This window comes from Nosocomiicoccus massiliensis, from assembly GCF_002871345.2.
Lineage (GTDB): Bacteria > Bacillota > Bacilli > Staphylococcales > Salinicoccaceae > Nosocomiicoccus > Nosocomiicoccus ampullae_A.
The window spans coordinates 673,273-691,900 of the sequence record NZ_CP136964.1 but is presented as its reverse complement, the minus strand read 5'-3'; the positions used below and the strand labels follow the sequence as shown (position 1 = coordinate 691,900).

20 protein-coding genes and 1 riboswitch are annotated in these 18,628 nt (G+C 36.2%); of the genes, 11 read left to right on the top strand and 9 right to left on the bottom strand.

The annotated features are described in order from the left end of the window. Nucleotides 1–4 precede the first annotated feature (4 nt). From CJ229_RS03570 to lysA, 3 genes are read right to left on the bottom strand one after another with little or no spacing between them, the layout of a single operon-like run. Nucleotides 5–961, bottom strand: coding sequence for an aspartate-semialdehyde dehydrogenase (locus CJ229_RS03570; protein WP_102167840.1), 957 nt, complete (start codon nt 959–961; stop codon nt 5–7). Nucleotides 962–972: 11 nt separating this feature from the next. Next, entirely contained in the window at nt 973–2,148 is a 1,176-nt protein-coding gene (locus CJ229_RS03565) for an aspartate kinase (protein ID WP_102167839.1), read from the bottom strand. A gap of 1 nt (nt 2,149) precedes the next feature. After that, nucleotides 2,150–3,436, bottom strand: coding sequence for a diaminopimelate decarboxylase (lysA, locus tag CJ229_RS03560; RefSeq protein WP_180953422.1), 1,287 nt, complete (start codon nt 3,434–3,436; stop codon nt 2,150–2,152). A gap of 63 nt (nt 3,437–3,499) precedes the next feature. After that, a riboswitch (Lysine riboswitch) is annotated at nt 3,500–3,644 on the bottom strand. A 227-nt stretch (nt 3,645–3,871) separates the two neighbouring features. Here lysA and CJ229_RS03555 point away from each other — a divergent pair. Both CJ229_RS03555 and CJ229_RS03550 read left to right on the top strand, forming a co-directional pair. Next, entirely contained in the window at nt 3,872–4,981 is a 1,110-nt protein-coding gene (locus CJ229_RS03555) for a PfkB family carbohydrate kinase (protein ID WP_068130426.1), read from the top strand. Then, nucleotides 4,965–5,879 (top strand): pseudouridine-5'-phosphate glycosidase, encoded by a 915-nt coding sequence (locus CJ229_RS03550; RefSeq protein ID WP_068130423.1) that lies wholly within the window; start codon nt 4,965–4,967, stop codon nt 5,877–5,879. Before CJ229_RS03555 ends, CJ229_RS03550 begins: the two co-directional genes overlap by 17 nt. Nucleotides 5,880–6,318: 439 nt before the next feature. Here the strand turns inward: CJ229_RS03550 and CJ229_RS03545 are convergent, their stop codons facing one another. Together CJ229_RS03545 and CJ229_RS03540 are read right to left on the bottom strand one after the other, a co-directional pair. Continuing rightward, nucleotides 6,319–7,236, bottom strand: coding sequence for a nuclease-related domain-containing protein (locus CJ229_RS03545; protein ID WP_102167837.1), 918 nt, complete (start codon nt 7,234–7,236; stop codon nt 6,319–6,321). A 677-nt stretch (nt 7,237–7,913) separates the two neighbouring features. Further along, complete coding sequence (locus CJ229_RS03540) at nt 7,914–8,459, bottom strand: Maf family protein (RefSeq protein ID WP_102167836.1); 546 nt, start codon at nt 8,457–8,459, stop codon at nt 7,914–7,916. A 121-nt stretch (nt 8,460–8,580) separates the two neighbouring features. Here CJ229_RS03540 and CJ229_RS03535 point away from each other — a divergent pair, with 121 nt between their 5' ends. The 7 genes from CJ229_RS03535 (at nt 8,581) to fumC (ending at nt 13,894) form a co-directional block, all read left to right on the top strand. Then, entirely contained in the window at nt 8,581–8,928 is a 348-nt protein-coding gene (locus CJ229_RS03535) for a DUF6176 family protein (RefSeq protein ID WP_068130678.1), read from the top strand. Nucleotides 8,929–8,976: 48 nt separating this feature from the next. Next, a complete protein-coding gene (queG, locus tag CJ229_RS03530) occupies nt 8,977–10,104 on the top strand; it encodes a tRNA epoxyqueuosine(34) reductase QueG (protein WP_070456230.1) in 1,128 nt (375 codons plus the stop codon). 3 nt (nt 10,105–10,107) lie between these two features. Beyond that, on the top strand, nt 10,108–10,575 hold the full coding sequence (gene trmL / locus CJ229_RS03525) for a tRNA (uridine(34)/cytosine(34)/5-carboxymethylaminomethyluridine(34)-2'-O)-methyltransferase TrmL (RefSeq protein WP_371327384.1): 468 nt from the start codon (nt 10,108–10,110) through the stop codon (nt 10,573–10,575). A 10-nt stretch (nt 10,576–10,585) separates the two neighbouring features. Then, nucleotides 10,586–11,329, top strand: a complete 744-nt coding sequence (gene nfsA, locus CJ229_RS03520; protein ID WP_070710223.1) for an oxygen-insensitive NADPH nitroreductase — start codon at nt 10,586–10,588, stop codon at nt 11,327–11,329. 312 nt (nt 11,330–11,641) lie between these two features. Beyond that, nucleotides 11,642–12,226 carry a sugar phosphate isomerase family gene (locus CJ229_RS03515; protein ID WP_070622980.1) on the top strand — a complete coding sequence of 195 codons (585 nt, stop codon included), beginning with the start codon at nt 11,642–11,644 and terminating at the stop codon, nt 12,224–12,226. Nucleotides 12,227–12,237: 11 nt separating this feature from the next. Continuing rightward, nucleotides 12,238–12,423 (top strand): hypothetical protein, encoded by a 186-nt coding sequence (locus CJ229_RS03510; RefSeq protein ID WP_070456221.1) that lies wholly within the window; start codon nt 12,238–12,240, stop codon nt 12,421–12,423. Between the two features lie 82 nt (nt 12,424–12,505). Further along, entirely contained in the window at nt 12,506–13,894 is a 1,389-nt protein-coding gene (gene fumC / locus CJ229_RS03505) for a class II fumarate hydratase (RefSeq protein ID WP_068130659.1), read from the top strand. 42 nt (nt 13,895–13,936) lie between these two features. Here the strand turns inward: fumC and CJ229_RS03500 are convergent, their stop codons facing one another. From CJ229_RS03500 to CJ229_RS03490, 3 genes are read right to left on the bottom strand one after another with little or no spacing between them, the layout of a single operon-like run. After that, nucleotides 13,937–14,725: an RluA family pseudouridine synthase gene (locus CJ229_RS03500; protein ID WP_102167835.1), complete on the bottom strand. Its 789-nt coding sequence runs from the start codon at nt 14,723–14,725 to the stop codon at nt 13,937–13,939. After that, nucleotides 14,722–15,225: a thioredoxin family protein gene (locus CJ229_RS03495; RefSeq protein WP_102167834.1), complete on the bottom strand. Its 504-nt coding sequence runs from the start codon at nt 15,223–15,225 to the stop codon at nt 14,722–14,724. Before CJ229_RS03495 ends, CJ229_RS03500 begins: the two co-directional genes overlap by 4 nt. Next, nucleotides 15,215–15,637, bottom strand: coding sequence for a disulfide oxidoreductase (locus CJ229_RS03490; protein WP_306452479.1), 423 nt, complete (start codon nt 15,635–15,637; stop codon nt 15,215–15,217). The genes CJ229_RS03495 and CJ229_RS03490 overlap by 11 nt, the downstream gene beginning before the upstream one ends. Nucleotides 15,638–15,737: 100 nt before the next feature. On the opposite strand from CJ229_RS03490, the gene CJ229_RS03485 reads away from it, so the two are divergent. Next, complete coding sequence (locus CJ229_RS03485) at nt 15,738–16,838, top strand: GAF domain-containing sensor histidine kinase (RefSeq protein ID WP_102167833.1); 1,101 nt, start codon at nt 15,738–15,740, stop codon at nt 16,836–16,838. 13 nt (nt 16,839–16,851) lie between these two features. Continuing rightward, entirely contained in the window at nt 16,852–17,478 is a 627-nt protein-coding gene (locus CJ229_RS03480) for a response regulator (RefSeq protein ID WP_068130646.1), read from the top strand. Here CJ229_RS03480 and CJ229_RS03475 read toward each other — a convergent pair. Next, nucleotides 17,468–18,343: a cation diffusion facilitator family transporter gene (locus CJ229_RS03475; protein ID WP_070622962.1), complete on the bottom strand. Its 876-nt coding sequence runs from the start codon at nt 18,341–18,343 to the stop codon at nt 17,468–17,470. The genes CJ229_RS03480 and CJ229_RS03475 overlap by 11 nt on opposite strands. Nucleotides 18,344–18,628 lie beyond the last annotated feature (285 nt).

Below are 18,628 nucleotides of genomic sequence, written 5' to 3'. Positions count from 1 at the left end.
CTCCTTAATTTAAAATTTCTGCAATTTGAACAGAATTTGTCGCTGCACCTTTACGGATATTGTCCGCAGTGACGAACATATGAATACCGTTATCTGTACTATAGTCTCTACGGATTCTACCGACATATACGTCATCTGTACCATTTGCGTCTTCAGTAATCGGGTAGACTAAATTTTCAATATCGTCTTTAATAACAACACCTTCAGCTTCTTCTAGTGCTTTATAAATATCTTTAATATCAAAATCTTGTTCAAATTCGATGTCGATATTGACTGCGTGACCATTTTCAATAGGGACACGCACCGTTGTTGCGGTTACTTTTAACTGATCATCATTTAAAATTTTCTTCGTTTCTTCAATCATTTTCATTTCTTCTTTTGTATAGCCGTTATCTAAAAATACATCAATGTGTGGTAAAACACTTTGTTGAATGTTATACGGATACGTATTCGTCGTACCGTTTTTTAAGTCCTCAATACCACCGACACCAGATCCTGATACGGCTTGATACGTCGTATATGTGATGCGTTTAATACCAAATTTTTGAAGCGGCTTTAACGCAACGACTGATTGAATTGTTGAGCAGTTCGGATTTGCAATGAGTGTTTCATCATTTAAATCATCTCTATTCACTTCGGGGACGATTAACGGCACGTTTTCATCCATTCGGTACACGCTACTATTATCAATCGCAACAATACCTTTTTCTTTTGCAAGGGGGATAAATTTCTCTGAAACCGCGCCACCTGCAGCAAAGAATAGTACGTCGATGTCTCTATCAAATACTGATTCTTCTAGTTCTTCTAACGTATAATCTTTACCATTAAAAGTAATTGTTTCTCCTGCGGATTTTTTAGAACTAAATAGATAAAGTTCATCGACATTAAAATTTCTTTCTTCTAACACTTGTAAAATTGTTCGTCCAACTGTGCCACTTGCACCAACGACTGCAATATTCATAACTATTCCTCCTAAAGTTCAAAATGCTTTCCGAGTTTTATTACGACGTCATCTGCGATTTTGCTATCGACGACATATGAAATACTAATTTCTGACGTTGAAATTTCATAGAAGAAAATATCTTCTTTAACGAACAATTCAAACACTTGTGCAGCGATACCGACTTGACTACGCATCGCAGTACCGACGATTGAGACTTTGGATAGGTTATCTTTAATTTCATAATCTAGGTTAAGCTCTGTAAGCACTCGTTTCGTATCTTCTATCGATGATTTTTCACTCGTAAACGTCACTTCTTTTCTATCGTTTAACCGTGTATGACTAATAATATCTACGTTGACGTTTTCTTTAGCGAGTTCTAAAAAGATATTTGAAATATTGACGTCTTTTGTATCGTGAATAATAACGAGTACAACGTCATCTAATTTTGAGACACTTGTTAGTTTTGTATCTTCCATATCATAAGCCTCCAGTACTTTTGTGCCTTTTGTTTTACCGTCGTTTAATAAAATTTCCATCGGGACATTAAATTTATACGCAAGTTCAACACTTCTTGGTTCAATGACTTTTGTGCCGAGATGCGCCATTTCCATGAGTTCCTCGTATGTGACGACGTTTAACTTTTTTGCGTCACTATAAATTCTCGGGTCAATAGAGTAAATGCCGGAAACATCCGTATAAATTGCACATTTCGCATTTAATTTTACAGCGAGGGCAACAGCTGACGTATCTGATCCTCCGCGACCAAACGTTGTAATATCTCCTAGAGGATTTATTCCTTGGAATCCAGTCACGACGACGATTTCATTTTGTCTTAAATGATTTTCTATACGTTCGATATTAACGTCAGTAATTTTATTTTTACCGTGAACACCGTCGCTTTGAAATCCAGCTTGAAATCCAGTTAACGCGACAGCTTTATGCCCGGCTTCATTTAAGTGAATCGCGAGGAGTGCAGCACTTTTGTTTTCTCCAGTTGAAACGAGCATATCGAGTTCACGTTTAGAAGGTGTCGTGGACAATGCATGTGCCATATCTAATAACTCATTCGTCGAGTCTCCCATTGCTGAAACGACGACAACGACTTCTTCTGTTTTACTTTTTTCTAGTATGATGTCACTCGCACTTTTAATCTTTTCTAAATCTTTTAAAGACGAGCCTCCAAATTTCATGACGAGTCGTTCCATTTTAAAAGACCTCATTTCTTATTAAATCTTCGTAAGTTTCTCTTTTTACCGCAAGATGCGTGTCACCATCTTTAACAAATACGACCGCGCCTCGCGGGATTTTGTTGTAGTTTGACGCCATCGACTCTGTATACGCACCAGTTGATGGTACTGCTAACGTATCTTTAATGTTAGCTTTTGGTAACTTAATATTTTCTATTAAGACGTCGCCACTTTCACATAACTTACCGGCAATTCGGTAATTAGTTATTTTATTAGCAGTCATATTATTAGCGATTGCCGCAGTGTATTTTGCTTCGTATAAAGAAGGACGTAAGTTGTCGTTCATACCACCATCGATCAGTAAAAAGTCAATGTGACTTGACGGCTTAATATGAGAGACGTTATATAAGGTAGTTCCAAAATCATTAATTAATGATCGACCAGGTTCAATAGAAATCGTTTCAACATCAATATCATATTCACGGATATAATTTTCGAGTACGTCTATATATTCATTTAAAAAATTTTCGAGTTGAAGCGGCTGATCACCTTTAGTGTAGTAAACACCAAATCCGCCACCTAAGTTTAATTCATCGAGTTTTAAATTGAACTCTTTTTGAACGTCGCTATAAAATTCAATCATACGTTTTGCTTCAGTAAAATAAGATTTAGAGTCAAAAATTTGTGATCCGATATGACAATGAAACCCTTTAAAATCTAAATGACTTAAATGATTAAGTTCTTCCAAAAACTGTAAAGCTTCTTGAAATGTCAATCCAAATTTAGAATCATCGTTAGACGTTTGAATATATTTATGTGTATCTGTTTCAATCGTTGGGTTGACTCTTAACAAGACACGTTGTGTTTTATTTAAGTTACTTAAAATATTGTTTAATATAGTTGCTTCACTTAAATTGTCTAAAACAATCGTACCGACATTTTCTCTTACTGCAAATTCGAGTTCTTCATTGGTTTTTGCGTTACCGTGAAAGTAAATATTTTTACTATCAAATCCTGAATGTTTCGCTACGAACAGTTCACCACCACTCACAACGTCAAGTGACAGTTGATGAGATTTTAATTGCTTAACTAAATAACTGCATAGGAAAGCTTTTCCAGCGTATATAATATTTGTGTTAAAAATACTTGATTTAAAATGATTTTTAAATATATTAATTTTTTCATCGATTCCTGCTTCATCAAACACGTAAAGTGGAGTACCGAACTCTTCTTTTAGCGTAGAAGTTGCTACGCCACCAATTACTAATTCGTTATCAATTACTTCTGAAGTACCAAATAATCTCATCATTATCCTCCTTACAAATAAAAAACTCATGAGTACAAATGGCACTCATGAGTTCGGTGCCCTCAATGCAACTGCTCACCACTATAAGATTGGGCGTCTTATAGTGACAGTACTATTCTTATTCAGAAATAGTCCCAACGATCATATCGTTTCGGCGATGGCTCCTTTCGAAAATTCTACTCTTAGCGCACCGCGGCCTCTTGTTACATTGAATATTAAATTGTATTTAAAATCTGAAAATTTAGATTAGACAAAATATATCATACAAAAATGAAAGGGTCAAATTTGCTTTAAAAATTAATAGAAAAATATATATCGTCATGATAAAATAAGTGAGCAGTAGCAATGCGTTATTTTTCACAAAGTTATACTGCTAAAATTTGATTGATGTGCTGTATAATAATAGATAGAAATCGTTTGAGAGGAGATAGGCTGTTGGATCAAAGAGAGACTGAAGTATTAAATCTCATAAAAGAGAACCCGTTTATTTCTCAGTCGGAGCTGTCTAAAAAGCTTGGTTTAACTGCTTCGAGTGTATCGAGAATTATAGCAGATCTCGTGCATAAAGAGTTTATTCAGGGACAAGCTTATGTTTTAAATGAAGAGTTCCCGATTGTCTGTGTCGGTGCAGCGAATATTGATAAGAAGTTTTTTGTTCATGAAAAGTTGATTCATGGAACGTCGAATCCGATTGATTCTGCGCATTCTGTCGGTGGAGTCGTGCGTAATATCGCTGAGAACTTGGGTCGTTTAGGCCAAAATGTGGCGCTCATTACGACAAGAGGTGATGACGCAGAGTGGCTGAAGGTAAAAGAAGCTTCTGAAGCGTATATTAATTTAGATTTTACTGAAATCATCGAAGGGAAAAATACAGGCGCATATACCGCATTAATAAACCGTGAAGGCGAAATGGAGTACGGTTTTGCGGATATGAGTATTTACGATGAATTCACACCTGAAGTACTAATTCGTCAGACGTATATTTTAAAGCGTGCAAAATGTATTGTAGCGGATTTAAACGTTCCGAAAGTAACGCTTGAATTTTTAGTGGCATATGCAGAAAAACACGATATTAAGCTCGTATTTATTCCTGTATCTGGACCGAAAATGGAGCGTCTGCCGGATTATTTAGAGCCAGTGGACTGGTTGATTGTAAACCGCGATGAGACCGAAGCGCAGTTTAATATGGTCATTCAGACGGATGAAGATTTAATGGAAGGTGCGAAGCTTTGGAACGCACGCGGTGTGTCTAACGTCATCGTAACGAACGGATCTAAATCTTTAGCGTATGCGTCTAAAGATTATGAAAAGATTTACCCAATTAAAAAATCGAACCGCGTCGTCGACGTAACAGGAGCTGGCGATAGTTTTTCTAGCGCAGTGATTTACGGTTGGCTAAATGGGTATAGTATAGATGACTGTATTGAACTTGGTATGGTCAACTCAACAAAAACGATTGAAACAGATTTTACAGTACGTCAAGATTTAACAGAAAAGCAGTTAAAATTAGATTTGGAGGCTTATAGGAATGAATCATTTAATTGATCTTACAAAAGAAGTACAAGAAGCATTAGAAAATAATAAACCAGTGGTTGCATTAGAGTCGACTATTATTTCTCACGGAATGCCGTATCCCCAAAACGTAGAGATGGCGAAAAAGACTGAAGAAATCATTAGAGAAAACGGTGCAGTACCAGCGACAATCGCAATTATGGACGGCCGTATTAAAGTTGGACTTACTGAAGACGATTTAGAACTACTTGCTAAAGAAGGACGTAACGTTACTAAAGTATCTCGTCGTGACTTAGCAGAAGTTATCGCAATGAAAACACTCGGTGCGACGACTGTAGCATCTACAATGATTTGTGCGAACCTAGCAGGAATCAAATTCTTCGTTACAGGTGGAATCGGTGGTGTACACCGCGGATATGAAGAGCATATGGACGTATCAGCAGACTTAGACGAACTTGGTAAAACAGACGTCGTCGTAATTTCTGCAGGTGCGAAATCTATTTTAGACTTACCAAGAACATTAGAATACCTTGAAACAAAAGGTGTACCAGTAATTGGATATCAAACAGAAGAGTTACCAGCATTCTTCACGAGAGAAAGCGGACTTAAACTCGCATCACACTTCGATACGACAGAAGATATCGCAAAAGTTATTAAAGCAAAACACGATTTAGGACTTGAAGGTGGTACGAGCGTCGTAAACCCAATTCCTGAAGATGAAGCACTCGACAAAGACTACATCAACGGTGTGATCCAAGAAGCGGTAGAACAAATGGAAAAAGACGGTGTCGGCGGTAAAGAAGCAACACCTTACTTATTAAAAGCAATCGTTGAAAAAACAGACGGAAAAAGCTTAGAAGCTAACATCAACCTCGTATACAACAACGCAAAAATCGGCGCACAAATCGCGGTTGATTACTACAAGCTGTAATTAGATAATAGAAGTTAGTGCCCCCTCACATGGTGTGAGGGGGTTTTTATTCATTAAATAATAGTGTATGGTTACTCGAATGTTTGACGAATAGAGGTTTATTCGTGAAGAAATTGTGGGAAGTTACACTGTAACTTAATGAATAAAGGCTCATTCGCTAAGGAATAGTGTAGAGTTACCCGAACCCTTGATGAACAGCGTCGCTTTCATGAAGGAATAGTGTAGAGTTACCTGAACCCTTGATGAACTGCGTCGTATTCATTAAGAAATAGTGTAGAGTTACCCGAACCCCTGATGAACTGCGTCGCATTCATGAAGTAATAGTGTAGAGTTACCCGAACCCTTGATGAACAGCGTCACATTCATTAAGAAAAAGTGAATAGGAGCTACACAGAAACATAAAGAAGAACTATCAATTCTAGACGTAACCGTTAATTTGTTAGTGATCATTTTCTTTATCCACAAAATAGACCATACGACTTGTACCAATTCTTTCGTAATAGCGATTCATAATTTTTCTCAATTTATAATACGAAATGCGACCATCCGTGAAGTCATATATATTTTTATAAGTCACTTTTTCGTCTGGAAATAAGCTCTGAAAATCCTGGATAACTTCAATAATTATATCTTTTTGATGATAAAAACTACCGCACTGTTTGCAAATATATTTTTCATGACCATTTTCGACTAATTTCTCACCATCCAATCTACAAAAAATACGTTTATTTATAGTGTTGAACGTATAATTAACATCGCATTGACGAGTTATTTCGTTGTAACACATTAATATACGTTGTCTAATCGAATTGGCATGAGATTTTAGTGGGAAATTGTTTTTCTTCAAATTTTCAAGAAATGCTGGAAGTTGCGCGTTTGTAACAATCATTTCATCAATCGGCGCATTAAAAAGATGAAAGTTATTGTTAAGAAAAATCACATATTTTTCAATAGGAATACTATAATTTAATTGCTTCAGCAATTGAGTAAATTTATCACTAGTATCGTTAATTTGTTGTATTGGAGACTTCAATAGTCGATTTGTTTTATAGGTATAAAAATTATTGTCTCGAAATACTAAATTGCCGTTATAGTTTTTTACTTCAAAAAGTACTATTTTATTATTAAATATTGCTAACGTGTCAATTTGTCGTTCAGATCCGTTGATTATAAATCTAAAGTCATGAATAGTTGTACAAAATTCGGACATAATGCGATCAAAATTATTAGAAAAACTGATTTCTCCTTCATATCCTAAATTCAGATATCTCAAATATTGATTCTCATGGCTATTCAAATGCCCCCTCTTTTTTAAAGCGATTAACTGACGATGAGCAAGCGATTTTTTTATCTTCATATAATCCTCCTATATACAATATTCACTATATAATTATAAACTTTTCTACTCTTTATAGAAGCTAATTACAAGTTTTGATTATAAATATACTGTTTTAAAATTTCTGCGAAACAATCATGTGAATTACTTAAAAATTGCAACTCATTATTAAAAAATTGTAATGATATTGGAATTTTAAAAGAAGAAATACATAGTGCCTCTTAAAATTTCGCAACAATTTATGTTTGTATGTTCCGAAATTACTGGAGTGTCACTAGAAATGGATAATATGAAGTAATAATTAATAAGAGAGCACTTATTCGTGAAGTAATAGTGTAGATTTACCCGAAAGCTTGACGAATAGCGACTTATTCATGAAGTAATAGTGTAGATTTACCCGAAAGCTTGACGAATAGCGGCTTATTCATGAAGTAATAGTGTAGATTTACCCGAAAGCTTGACGAATAGCAACTTATTCATGAAGTAATAGTGTAGAGTTACCCGAAAGCTTGACGAATAGCGGCTTATTCATGAAGTAATAGTGTAGAGTTACCCGAAAGCTTGACGAACAGTGACTTATTGATGAAGTAATAGTGTAGAGTTACCCGAAAGCTTGACGAATAGTGGCTTATTGATGAAAAACACCTGCTAATCTTCTTCCCCTAGTTAACTGAATAGAAGTTAGCAAGTGTTATTCCTTATTCAAAAAATCTCAGTTCCCGACACACATCTCCAAGTGGTAATCCAACGACAGCGTTGTAATCGCCGGAGATTCGCTTAACAAACTTCGCGCCGAGTCCCTGGATACCGTAGGCTGCTGCTTTGTCATATGGTTCGTCTGTGTTTAAGTAGTGTTCGATTTCTTTATCGTCTAACTCGAAGAACTCGACTTCAGTTTCTCTAACGATTGGTATTTCAGTGTCACCTTTACGCAGGAGTGCTGCTGAAATAACAGTATGCGTTTTGCCCGATAGCATTTTAAGCATGTGGCGTGCGTCGGCTCGGTCAGCCGGCTTTTCTAATATTTCACCGTTAAACTGTATGAGTGTGTCACACGATAAAATAATGTCTTCGTCGTTATCAATCGCGTATGATTTTAAGCTTGCGAGAGCCATTGCTTTCTTCTGTGGATCTCTTTCAGTGACAGAAGATTCGTCAACGTTTGGGATAATAGTTAAAAAGTTTAATTCGACTTGTTTTAATAACTCTTGCCGTTTCGGTGATCCAGATGCTAAAATAAGCATAAATTGTCTCAATCCTTTCTTTATAATAGGTGTGGAGATATTCTAAAATAAGTGTATAATCTAATAATGTATTGAGTATCATTTTAGAATGTTTATTTGCATATCGCAAGAGGTGAAATAAATGTATAAAGTGGAATTAACTAAATTTAGAGTGAAGCCAGGTAAGTCTAAAAAAGTAGACCGCTGGTTGAAATACATCCAAGAAAATATGGAAGGTGTCATTCGTAACGTCGAAGGTGAAAAAGTATATGTCGAGACGATTTTCCGTGAAGCGTTTAACGATGTAGAATATCTTTACTGGTATACAATTCAAGATAAAGAAGCAGCAGAAAGTGAAACGACTTCACCGATTGATCAAACACATATCGACTTTTTTGAAGACTGTATTGATCACACGTTCCATCCGGAAGACATGGTGTCAGAGGTACTCATCATTCCTGATCGTATAAAAAAAGCAATGCAGTATTAAAAGAAGCCAACTTCGGCTTCTTTTTTAATCTATTTAAAGAGGTGGCGTATGGACTATCAAAAGTTAAAAGATGAAATAATAGAATACGCACATACAATCGGCATTGACGAAATTGGTTTTACGACAGCAGAACCGTTTCATGAGTTTAGAGATAAATTAATTTCGTACTACGAAAACAATTATGAATCTGGTTTTGAAAAAGGGACGATTGAAGAGCGTGTAAATCCGAAGTTGTCTCTCCCGAGTGCGCGTTCAATTATCGCGATTGCAGTTGGGTATCCGAATCGTCTACCAAAAGACGCACCGAAGTCTCGTAAAGGCGAACGTCGTGGTATATTCGCGAGGTCTTCTTGGGGATTTGATTACCATCATTTACTTAGAACGAGGCTCGAAAAGTTAGAGGCGTTTATAAAAGAACGAGTCGACGGTGTTGAAACGATGTCTATGGTCGATACGGGTGTTTTATCTGATAGAGAAGTTGCGCTACGAAGTGGTCTCGGATTTGTCGGTAAAAACGGATTTATAATCAATCCGAAACTTGGCACGTGGACGTACTTAGGTGAAATGCTTATTAGCATTCCGTTTCCGCCAGATAAACCACTCGTTGGAACTTGTGGGGACTGTACGATTTGTATTGACCGCTGTCCAACGGGAGCACTCGTTGGCAACGGACAACTCGATTCTAAAAAGTGTATATCGTTTTTAACACAGACGAAAACATTTGTGCCAGACGAGTATCGTAAGTCCATCGGTAATAGAATTTACGGATGTGACACGTGTCAGCAAGTGTGCCCGTTAAACGTTGGTATCAATACCCAGCAAGACGATATTATACTAGAGCCAGAAATTTTAAAGCCGGAATTAACGAGTCTTTTAAAAGTGTCAAATAGAGAATTCAAAGAGACGTATGGTCACTTAGCAGGTGTATGGCGCGGTAAAAATCCGTTACAGCGTAACGCAATTATCGCGCTCGCACATTTTAAAGAAGAAAGTGCGATCCCGACGTTAAAAGACGTCGCAGAAAACGACGTACGCCCTGTCATTAAAGGGACAGCGTACTGGGCGATTGGACAAATTTTAGGCGATAGAGCACTCGATTATATTCACGAGCGCTACAGTAAAGAAACAGACGAAGCAGTAAAAGAAGAAATGCTAAAAGGTATACAAGAGGGTTAAATTATGAATCATATCGTATTATTTCGACCAGATATTCCACAAAATACAGGGAATATCGGACGTACATGTGCAGCGACGAAAACGAAGTTGCATCTAATAAAACCATTAGGGTTTGAAATTACTGACAAACATTTAAAGCGTGCAGGTATGGATTACTGGTACGATCTCGATATTACATATCACGAGAGTATCGAAGACTTTTTAGAAGAAGCAGACGGGAAACTTTACTTTATTTCTAAATTCGGAGAAAATTATTATCATGAAGAGGATTATTCTGATTCAGATGAAGACCACTATCTAATTTTCGGCAGAGAAACGAAAGGTCTTCCAGACTATATTAAAGAAAAGTACAAAGACCGTTTAATGCGTATTCCGATGCACGAAGATTTTAGAAGTTTAAATCTTTCAAATACAGTTGCGATGGTGCTTTACGAAGCGCTACGTCAACAAGGTTTTAAAGGACTTATATAGGAGGATGAACATGAACGAGACAATTCAATTATTACAAAATCACCGATCGATTCGTGATTTTAAAGATCAACCACTTGAAAGAGAAGTGATTGAAACACTAGTGAAATCTGCACAGCAAGCTTCGACGTCAAGCTACGTTCAAGCGTATTCAATTATCGGTGTGACAGATGAAGATAAAAAACAAGCGATTATGGAAATTAGTACACAACCGTACGTAAAAGATAATGGTCATTTATTTATCTTTGTCGCAGACTATAATCGTCATTTAGAGCTTGCAAAACGTAAAGGATATGAAATACATTTTGATACGACTGAAAGTTTACTCATCGGTGTCGTAGACGCAGCGCTTGCAGCACAGAACTTAGCAGTCGCAGCAGAGTCTCTAGACTTAGGGATTTGTTATTTAGGTTCGATTCGTAACAATACGAAAAAAATGATTGAAATTTTAGAACTACCAGAAGGAACGTTCCCAGTGATTGGTATGGCAGTTGGATATAAAAATAGCGAAGGTAGTTTTAAAGAAAGATTACCACAAGACACAGTTTACTTTGAAAATACGTATCCAGAATTTGAACAAATCGAAGCGTCTCTAAATGATTACGATGAATCAATTACAGAGTATTATAAAACTCGCGATGAAAATAAACGACAAGATAACTGGTCAGAGCAAGTCGTTAAGAAATTATCAAAAATGGACCAAGTCCGTAAAGATATAAAAGACGTATTAAATGCACAAGGATTTTTAAAAGATTAAACGAAAAAACGCAAACTTTAGAAGTTTGCGTTTTGTTATGTCATTATTATTTTTCATCTGGTCCGTTATCGACGTATCCTGGTTTGTTTTCTTTACCAGCTGTAAGAATCGAAGTTAGGAATGCTGCACATACCATAAAGATAAGAATTGCTTTCATCTATAATATCCCCCAGTGCGTTTAATAGTTACTCTCATTATAAACTATTTTGTCAGTGAAACAAAGCGTATTTTAAATATCAATTAAACATTGTTTAAAATGGCTGTTTTCGGGTAATCTATTATTAATAACTGTTCTGATAGGAGACGACAATTATGGCTTTAAACTTTAGAATTTATGAAACAAAACATGATGCGGATTTATTTTTAGCAGATCAATTAAGAAAACAAATTTCATTAAATCCGGATTCTACATTAGTACTTGATTTAAACGATACATTAGATAACGCATATGATTATTTAATCGGTGAAGTAAATAACCATCCAGTCAATTTAGCAAACGTGAAATTATTACTTGCAAATGGTGATGGGGGTGCGAAATTTAACGCACTCGATATTCCAGAGCAACAAATTCGTAACGTAAAATCAGATGACGATTTAAATCGTTATCTCGACAAAAAAGAGAAAGTAAACGTTGCGGTATTAAATTTAGATCATGAATTTAAAGGATTTAAATCTGGTAGTAGCGACGACTTATTTAAAGCAAAAGAGTTATTTATATATGCGTCAGGTAGCGGTGCGAGTGAAACAGTTCGTAAACTATACGACGCAGATATGAGTAAAGATTCTCCGTTAAGTAAAGTAAAAAATCATCGTATGGTAACTGTTATTTTAGACGCTGAAGCGGCGAGTAAACTAGATAGAGACATTCGCGAATTTTACACGTACAAGTTTGCGTAGGAGAGATAATGATGGATAAAAAACGTAATGAAGAATACACTGACGAAAATACGATGACGTTTAATACAGAAGACGTAAAAGCACTCGGTGAAGAGATGGAAGCTATCTCCGAGGGCCAAACAGCGTCAATAGACCATACAAACCACGGTGCGGACTTAGAAGATAAAGACCTCGGTAAAGACGAACCGGAAAAGTAATCATGAACTATATATTTTAAGTGAATCCTCCTGTAATTTCAGTTATACTAATGGTAAATACAAATTCAGGAGGATTTTTTTAATGTCTTACAGAATAGAACATGATACGTTTGGTGAAATTAAAGTTCCAGCAGATAAGTTTTGGGCAGCACAAACTGAGAGAAGTCGTCAAAACTTCCCAGTTGGTAAAGAAAAAATGCCGATTGAAGTGATTGTTGCTTTTGCACAACTTAAACGCGCGGCTGCAATTGTGAACTCTGAACTCGGTAAATTATCTGAAGAGAAAAAAGACGCAATTGTTTACGCGACAGACAAAATTATCGCTAGAGAACTAGACGAGCACTTCCCGTTAGTCGTATGGCAAACCGGAAGCGGTACGCAAAGTAACATGAACGTGAACGAAGTCGTTGCACACGTTGCGAACGATTATTTAAAAGAAAAGGGTAGTGACGAGGTTGTTCATCCTAACGATGACGTCAACAAATCACAAAGCTCAAACGATACGTTCCCAACAGCAATGTACGTTGCGTTAATGACTGAAACAGAAGTGACGTTACTTCCAGCACTTCAAAAGTTACGCGACACGTTTAAAGAAAAAGAAGAAAAGTTCCAAGATATTATTAAAATCGGTCGTACACACTTACAAGATGCAACACCACTTTCACTTGGTCAAGAAGTGAGTGGCTGGAGATATTCTTTAGATAAGTCATTAGAAATGATCAACGAATCTAAAAAACAACTCGCAAACTTAGCAATCGGTGGAACTGCTGTTGGTACAGGGTTAAACGCACACCCTGAGTTCGGTGATAGAGTTGCAAAACAAATCTCTGAGCAAACAGGATATGATTTTGTTTCATCTGACAACAAATTCCACGCGTTATCACAGTACGATGAAGTTGTATACTTCCACGGTGCTTTAAAAGCATTAGCCGGAGATGTATTAAAAATCGTTAACGATATCCGTTGGTTAGCATCTGGTCCACGTGCAGGTATCGGTGAAATTACGATTCCTGAAAACGAACCAGGATCATCAATTATGCCAGGTAAAGTAAACCCAACGCAAGCTGAAATGTTATCGATGGTTGCAGCACAAGTATTTGGTAACGATGCAGCAGTTGGATTTGGTGCGTCACAAGGTAACTTTGAATTAAACGTTTATAAACCATTAATTTTAATGAACACGTTACAATCTATTTACCTTCTAGGCGACGGTATGGATACGTTCAACAACAACTGTGCAGTTGGAATTGAACCGAACATGGAAGTAATCGATGAGTTATTAAATCGTTCACTCATGTTAGTCACAGCATTAAACCCACATATCGGTTATGAAAATGCAGCGACTATTGCGAAAAACGCACATAAAAAAGGTATTACATTAAAAGAATCAGCATTAGAAACTGGTCTAGTAACAGAAGAACAGTTCGACGAATGGATCCGTCCAGAAGATATGATTCATCCGAATGCGTAATTGAAATAGAAAAGGTCAGTCTCATATGAGACTGACCATTTTTTATATTTCTACATTGATAATTTTTTCTGTAACGGGATGGTTAAACTGGACACGTGAAGCGTAGAGTCGTAGTGTATCATTGTTAGTGCCACCGTATATTTTATCTCCAATAATCGGTGCGCCGAGATATGACAAGTGAACGCGAATTTGATGTGTACGTCCTGTTTCCAGTTGAACTGTCACTTTATTATCTCTGATTGAAATAACGTTTGTTACTGCGTGTTTTCCACGTCGATTCACTTCTTGATGATTTCTACTTTTCGCTTGTTTGATTGGTAACTCTATTTTACCGATTTTTAATCTACCGATTGAAGAGACATATGCTGTATATTCTCTTATAATTTCATGGTGTTCGATCATATAGTCTAACATCTTTTTAACGTAGCTATTTTTAGCGAGTATGAGAAGGCCTTTCGTGTCGTAGTCTAATCGGTGTACGGGCTCTAAGTATGCAGATGAAATTGTATTCGCCGCGTCGTTCATTAACGTATTTGTTTCGTCGTCGTTCGGATGCGTCTTTTTATTGTGCGGTTTTAACACGACTGCTAAATAATCATCTTCGTACATGACATTTACTGTCTCGTTACTTTTTATATAATTACTATCTTGTGAAAAATCAGGAAGATGAACAACATCTCCCTGACTGACTAAATCTCTTAATTGTTTTTGTTCGCCGTTTATCGTAATTTCTTTACTCATTCTTAACCAGTGCATTTCTTTTTTAGGAATATGCATTGATTTTAAAATGTTTTCTAGCGATTCGTTTTGCTGTGTGACGGTAAAAATCATTGGTTTCTAACGCTTTTAATCCATTCTACGTAGTTGTCTGCCGATTGTGCGCCGCCTTCTGCACGCGTCACTTCTTTACCGTTTTTATAGTAGACGAGTGTTGGTGTTGCAGTAATCCCTGCAGTTTGCTGGTATTCTGGATATTCTAACACGTTAAGTTGAACGAGAGGGAAATCCTCTTTTTCTTTTGCACCGATTAATAGTGGTGTAGATTCGATACAATACTTACAAACTGGGCTCCAGTAATAGACGAATAATTCATCTTCAGAATCGATCTTTTCTTGTGTCACTTCAGGTGTTTCATTGAAATGATAGTTCTCATCGTCTAATCTGTCGATCGTTGGACCTTGGAGGTCTTTGACCTCTTTATCAGTATATGGATAATAGCCACTATCGCTGACTTTTTCAAGGTCGTTTTTGTCAGACTGTAATACTAAAAATACCGCAGCAAAAGCGATGATAACAACCGCGATAATACCGTAAAATAATTTATTGTTCATAGTTTTTCTCCTTTTTAAAAGTGAGTATTGATAAAATAATAATAATAAAGAACGCTGTAAGCGACATGAACGGAATTGTTATAAATCCGAGATAGTTTACGTATGTCACTGTACAAGAGTTATCACTACACGCATTCAACCCGTCTTGTATAGCCGGTAGTTTTTGAAGTGAATAGTGGTAAATGCCGATTAAAAAGCCGAATACACTCATCGATAATATATAAATGTTCGCTTTTATGTCGTTTTTAATTATTGCGATTAAAGATATAATAGTAAGTGGGTACATTAAAATTCGTTGATACCAGCATAGCTCACATGGTATGTAGTTTCTAATTTCACTAAAATATAAAGACCCGAGTGTCGCGATGAGTGACACTAAGAAAATGAGTTGCATTAAAAATTTCTTATTCAACCTATCACCTCAATGTGTTACGTACGTTAAGTTTTATTTTAACATAAAGAGAATTGTATAGAGTAAATAAAGTGTCTAATTTTTTACAAGGAGCATGCATGTGAAAAGTAAAATAGAATTACTACGAATGATTGCAGAGTATTTAAATCAAGAGACAAATCGAGACACGATGTTAAAAGAGGCGCTGAAGTTACTGATCGACAATAGCGAATTCAATACAGGATGGATCTTTTTCATTGATAATAATGGAGAACACGACCTCGCTGCGCATTATAATTTACCAGTTGGATTAAAGGAAAATGATTATGAGAAATTATTTAACGGTAAATGTTGGTGCGTCAATCAGTATAACCATGATAATTTAAAAAATGCGACGAATATAATCGCGTGTTCTAGACTAGAAAAATTGATGCGTGAAGATGCTTCTAAAAATGAAGGGATCACACATCACGCGACAGTACCGCTTATATCTAGTGGGGATTCGTTCGGTATATTAAACGTCGCTTCTAAATACGTTAAAGCATACGATAAGGACACGTTAGATTTGCTAGAATCCGTCGCGTTTCAAATCGGTTCAACGTTAAAGCGACTTGAACTGACAAAGATTGAAAAAGAAAATGCACGTATTCAAGAACGTCAACGCCTCGCAAGAGATCTTCATGACTCGATTAGTCAGACGATTTTTTCAATTAACATTATGAGTAATGCTGGAGTTAGAATTGCAGAGTCAGAAGAGATGAAATCGACGCTACAAAAAATTGAGTCGACGTCTAAATATGCAATGAATGAAATGAAAGCATTAATTTGGCAGCTAAAACCAATTGGGTTAGAAAACGGGCTCGTCGACGCGTTAAAAGAATATGCAGCGCTCATTCATATTGAATTATCGATTGATATCGATGGATTTTATCAGTTACCAGATAACAGTGAAATTGAAGTGTTTCGTGTCATCCAAGAAGCGTTAAATAATACGAGCAAGCACTCGAATGTTAATAAAAGTGATGTCAAAATTATCGTTTCTGAAGGTGTGTTTTCTGTCGTTGTAAGAGATGAAGGTGACGGATTTGATATGAAAGAAGTTACGCGCCAACACGGTCTAAAAAATATGAAAGCACGTGTCGAACGACTCGGTGGGTTGTTTAGTGTTAAATCTAGTCTTGGGCATGGTACGACGATTCGCTTTACGATACCGATTGAATAGAGGGGATATAACTATGAATATTGTAATTACTGACGATCACGCAGTCGTGCGTGAAGGTATGAAGTTTTTACTTAGTACGACAGAAGATTTAAAAGTCGTAAAAGATGTCGATAGTGGTGCGAAGTTAATTCAGTTTTTAGAAGACAATCATAAAATGATAGATTTAGTATTACTCGATTTAGTCATGCCTGAAATGGACGGTATGGCAGTATTAGAAATCGTTAAGCGAGATTTTCCAAAATTAAAAGTCGTTATATTAACGAGCTACACGTCAGAAGAGTACGTACGTCCTGCATTAAATAAAAAAGCAGACGGCTATTTAATTAAAGAAATGGATGCGGATGATTTAATCGAATCATTAAGAAGAGTTGCAAATGGAGATCAGGTTATTCATCCTGATGTGGAGTTAATGTTATCTAAAGGGCAATTACCACATCAAAAAAATGTATTATCAACTAGAGAATTAGAAGTGTTAAAAGAGATGGTACTTGGTAAAAGTAATAAAGAAATCGCGGAGACGCTATTTGTAAGTGAAAAGACGGTCAAAACACATGTGAGTCATATTTTAAATAAACTCGAAGTGTCTGACCGTACACAAGCTGTCGTCTATGCGATTCGTCATCACATTATTAATTTATAACTGCAGGTTCTATATGAACGATTGTTTCAGTATCTCCGAATGCATCGGACATAGCATGTTCGATGTGTTCGGTAATTTTATGTCCTTCTATCACGTTTAAATGTGGATTGACAGTGACTGTCACATCGATAAAATAAATAAATCCGTGAGAACGACCCTTAATATCTACAACGTCTATGACACCGTCGACATCTTCGATGAGTGTCTTCATTTGATTCAATATTTTGCTATTAAATCCGTCAGTTAATGTCGTTGCGGTTTCTTTAAAAATAATAATCGCAGTGTATATAATTAACGCTCCGATTAAAAAACTCGCAATTGTATCCAGTGTTTTAAAACCAAGTAATACTCCAATGATACCAATCGCAGCACCAAGAGATACCATGCCGTCTTGGAAGTTATCGATACTCGCAGCTTTTAACGCGACACTGTTGACTTTATTTGCAAGTTTATAGTTAATGACCGCGACGATAATCATTACAATCATTGAAAACAGAGATACATATAACGATGTCGTACTCGGTTCAGCGAAGTCGTTATTAATAAATTTAATAACCGTTTGTATAATGACTTGTATACCGACCGCAAACATAATGAAACTTGCAATTAACGCTGCAATTAACTCTGCACGAAAGTGACCATACGTATGGTTATCGTCTCTTGGAATTAAAGCGATTGTTAAACCGATAAATAGCGCTGTCGATCCAATCACGTCAGTAAAGTTATTTAATCCGTCTGCGATTAACGCATCGGACTTATCGAAAAAACCAACGGTAATTTTAACGACTGTTAAAAAAATATATGTACAAATAGAAAGCACTGCACCGTGGCGTGCTTTTTTAATATTTTGTTTAATCGTTTGCATTTAAGCACCTCGAACAAAAATAATCTAGATATAAATTTTATCACTTTTTAATTGAGATTACATATGTATTATTTTACTTTTACGTCTAAAAAGGAATATAATAAAATAGCACGATAGGTATTAACAAACAGAAAACAAAATGGCATAATTATAAAATAAAAAGACTTAAATTTCAAGTTTAAGTTAGCCACTTGAAAATAGTTATTTCAGTAAATTTCACAAAGTTATATTGTACGCTTTCTTACAGTCTTTTGCTTGACGTGGGTATGGGCAAGATATCCGCAA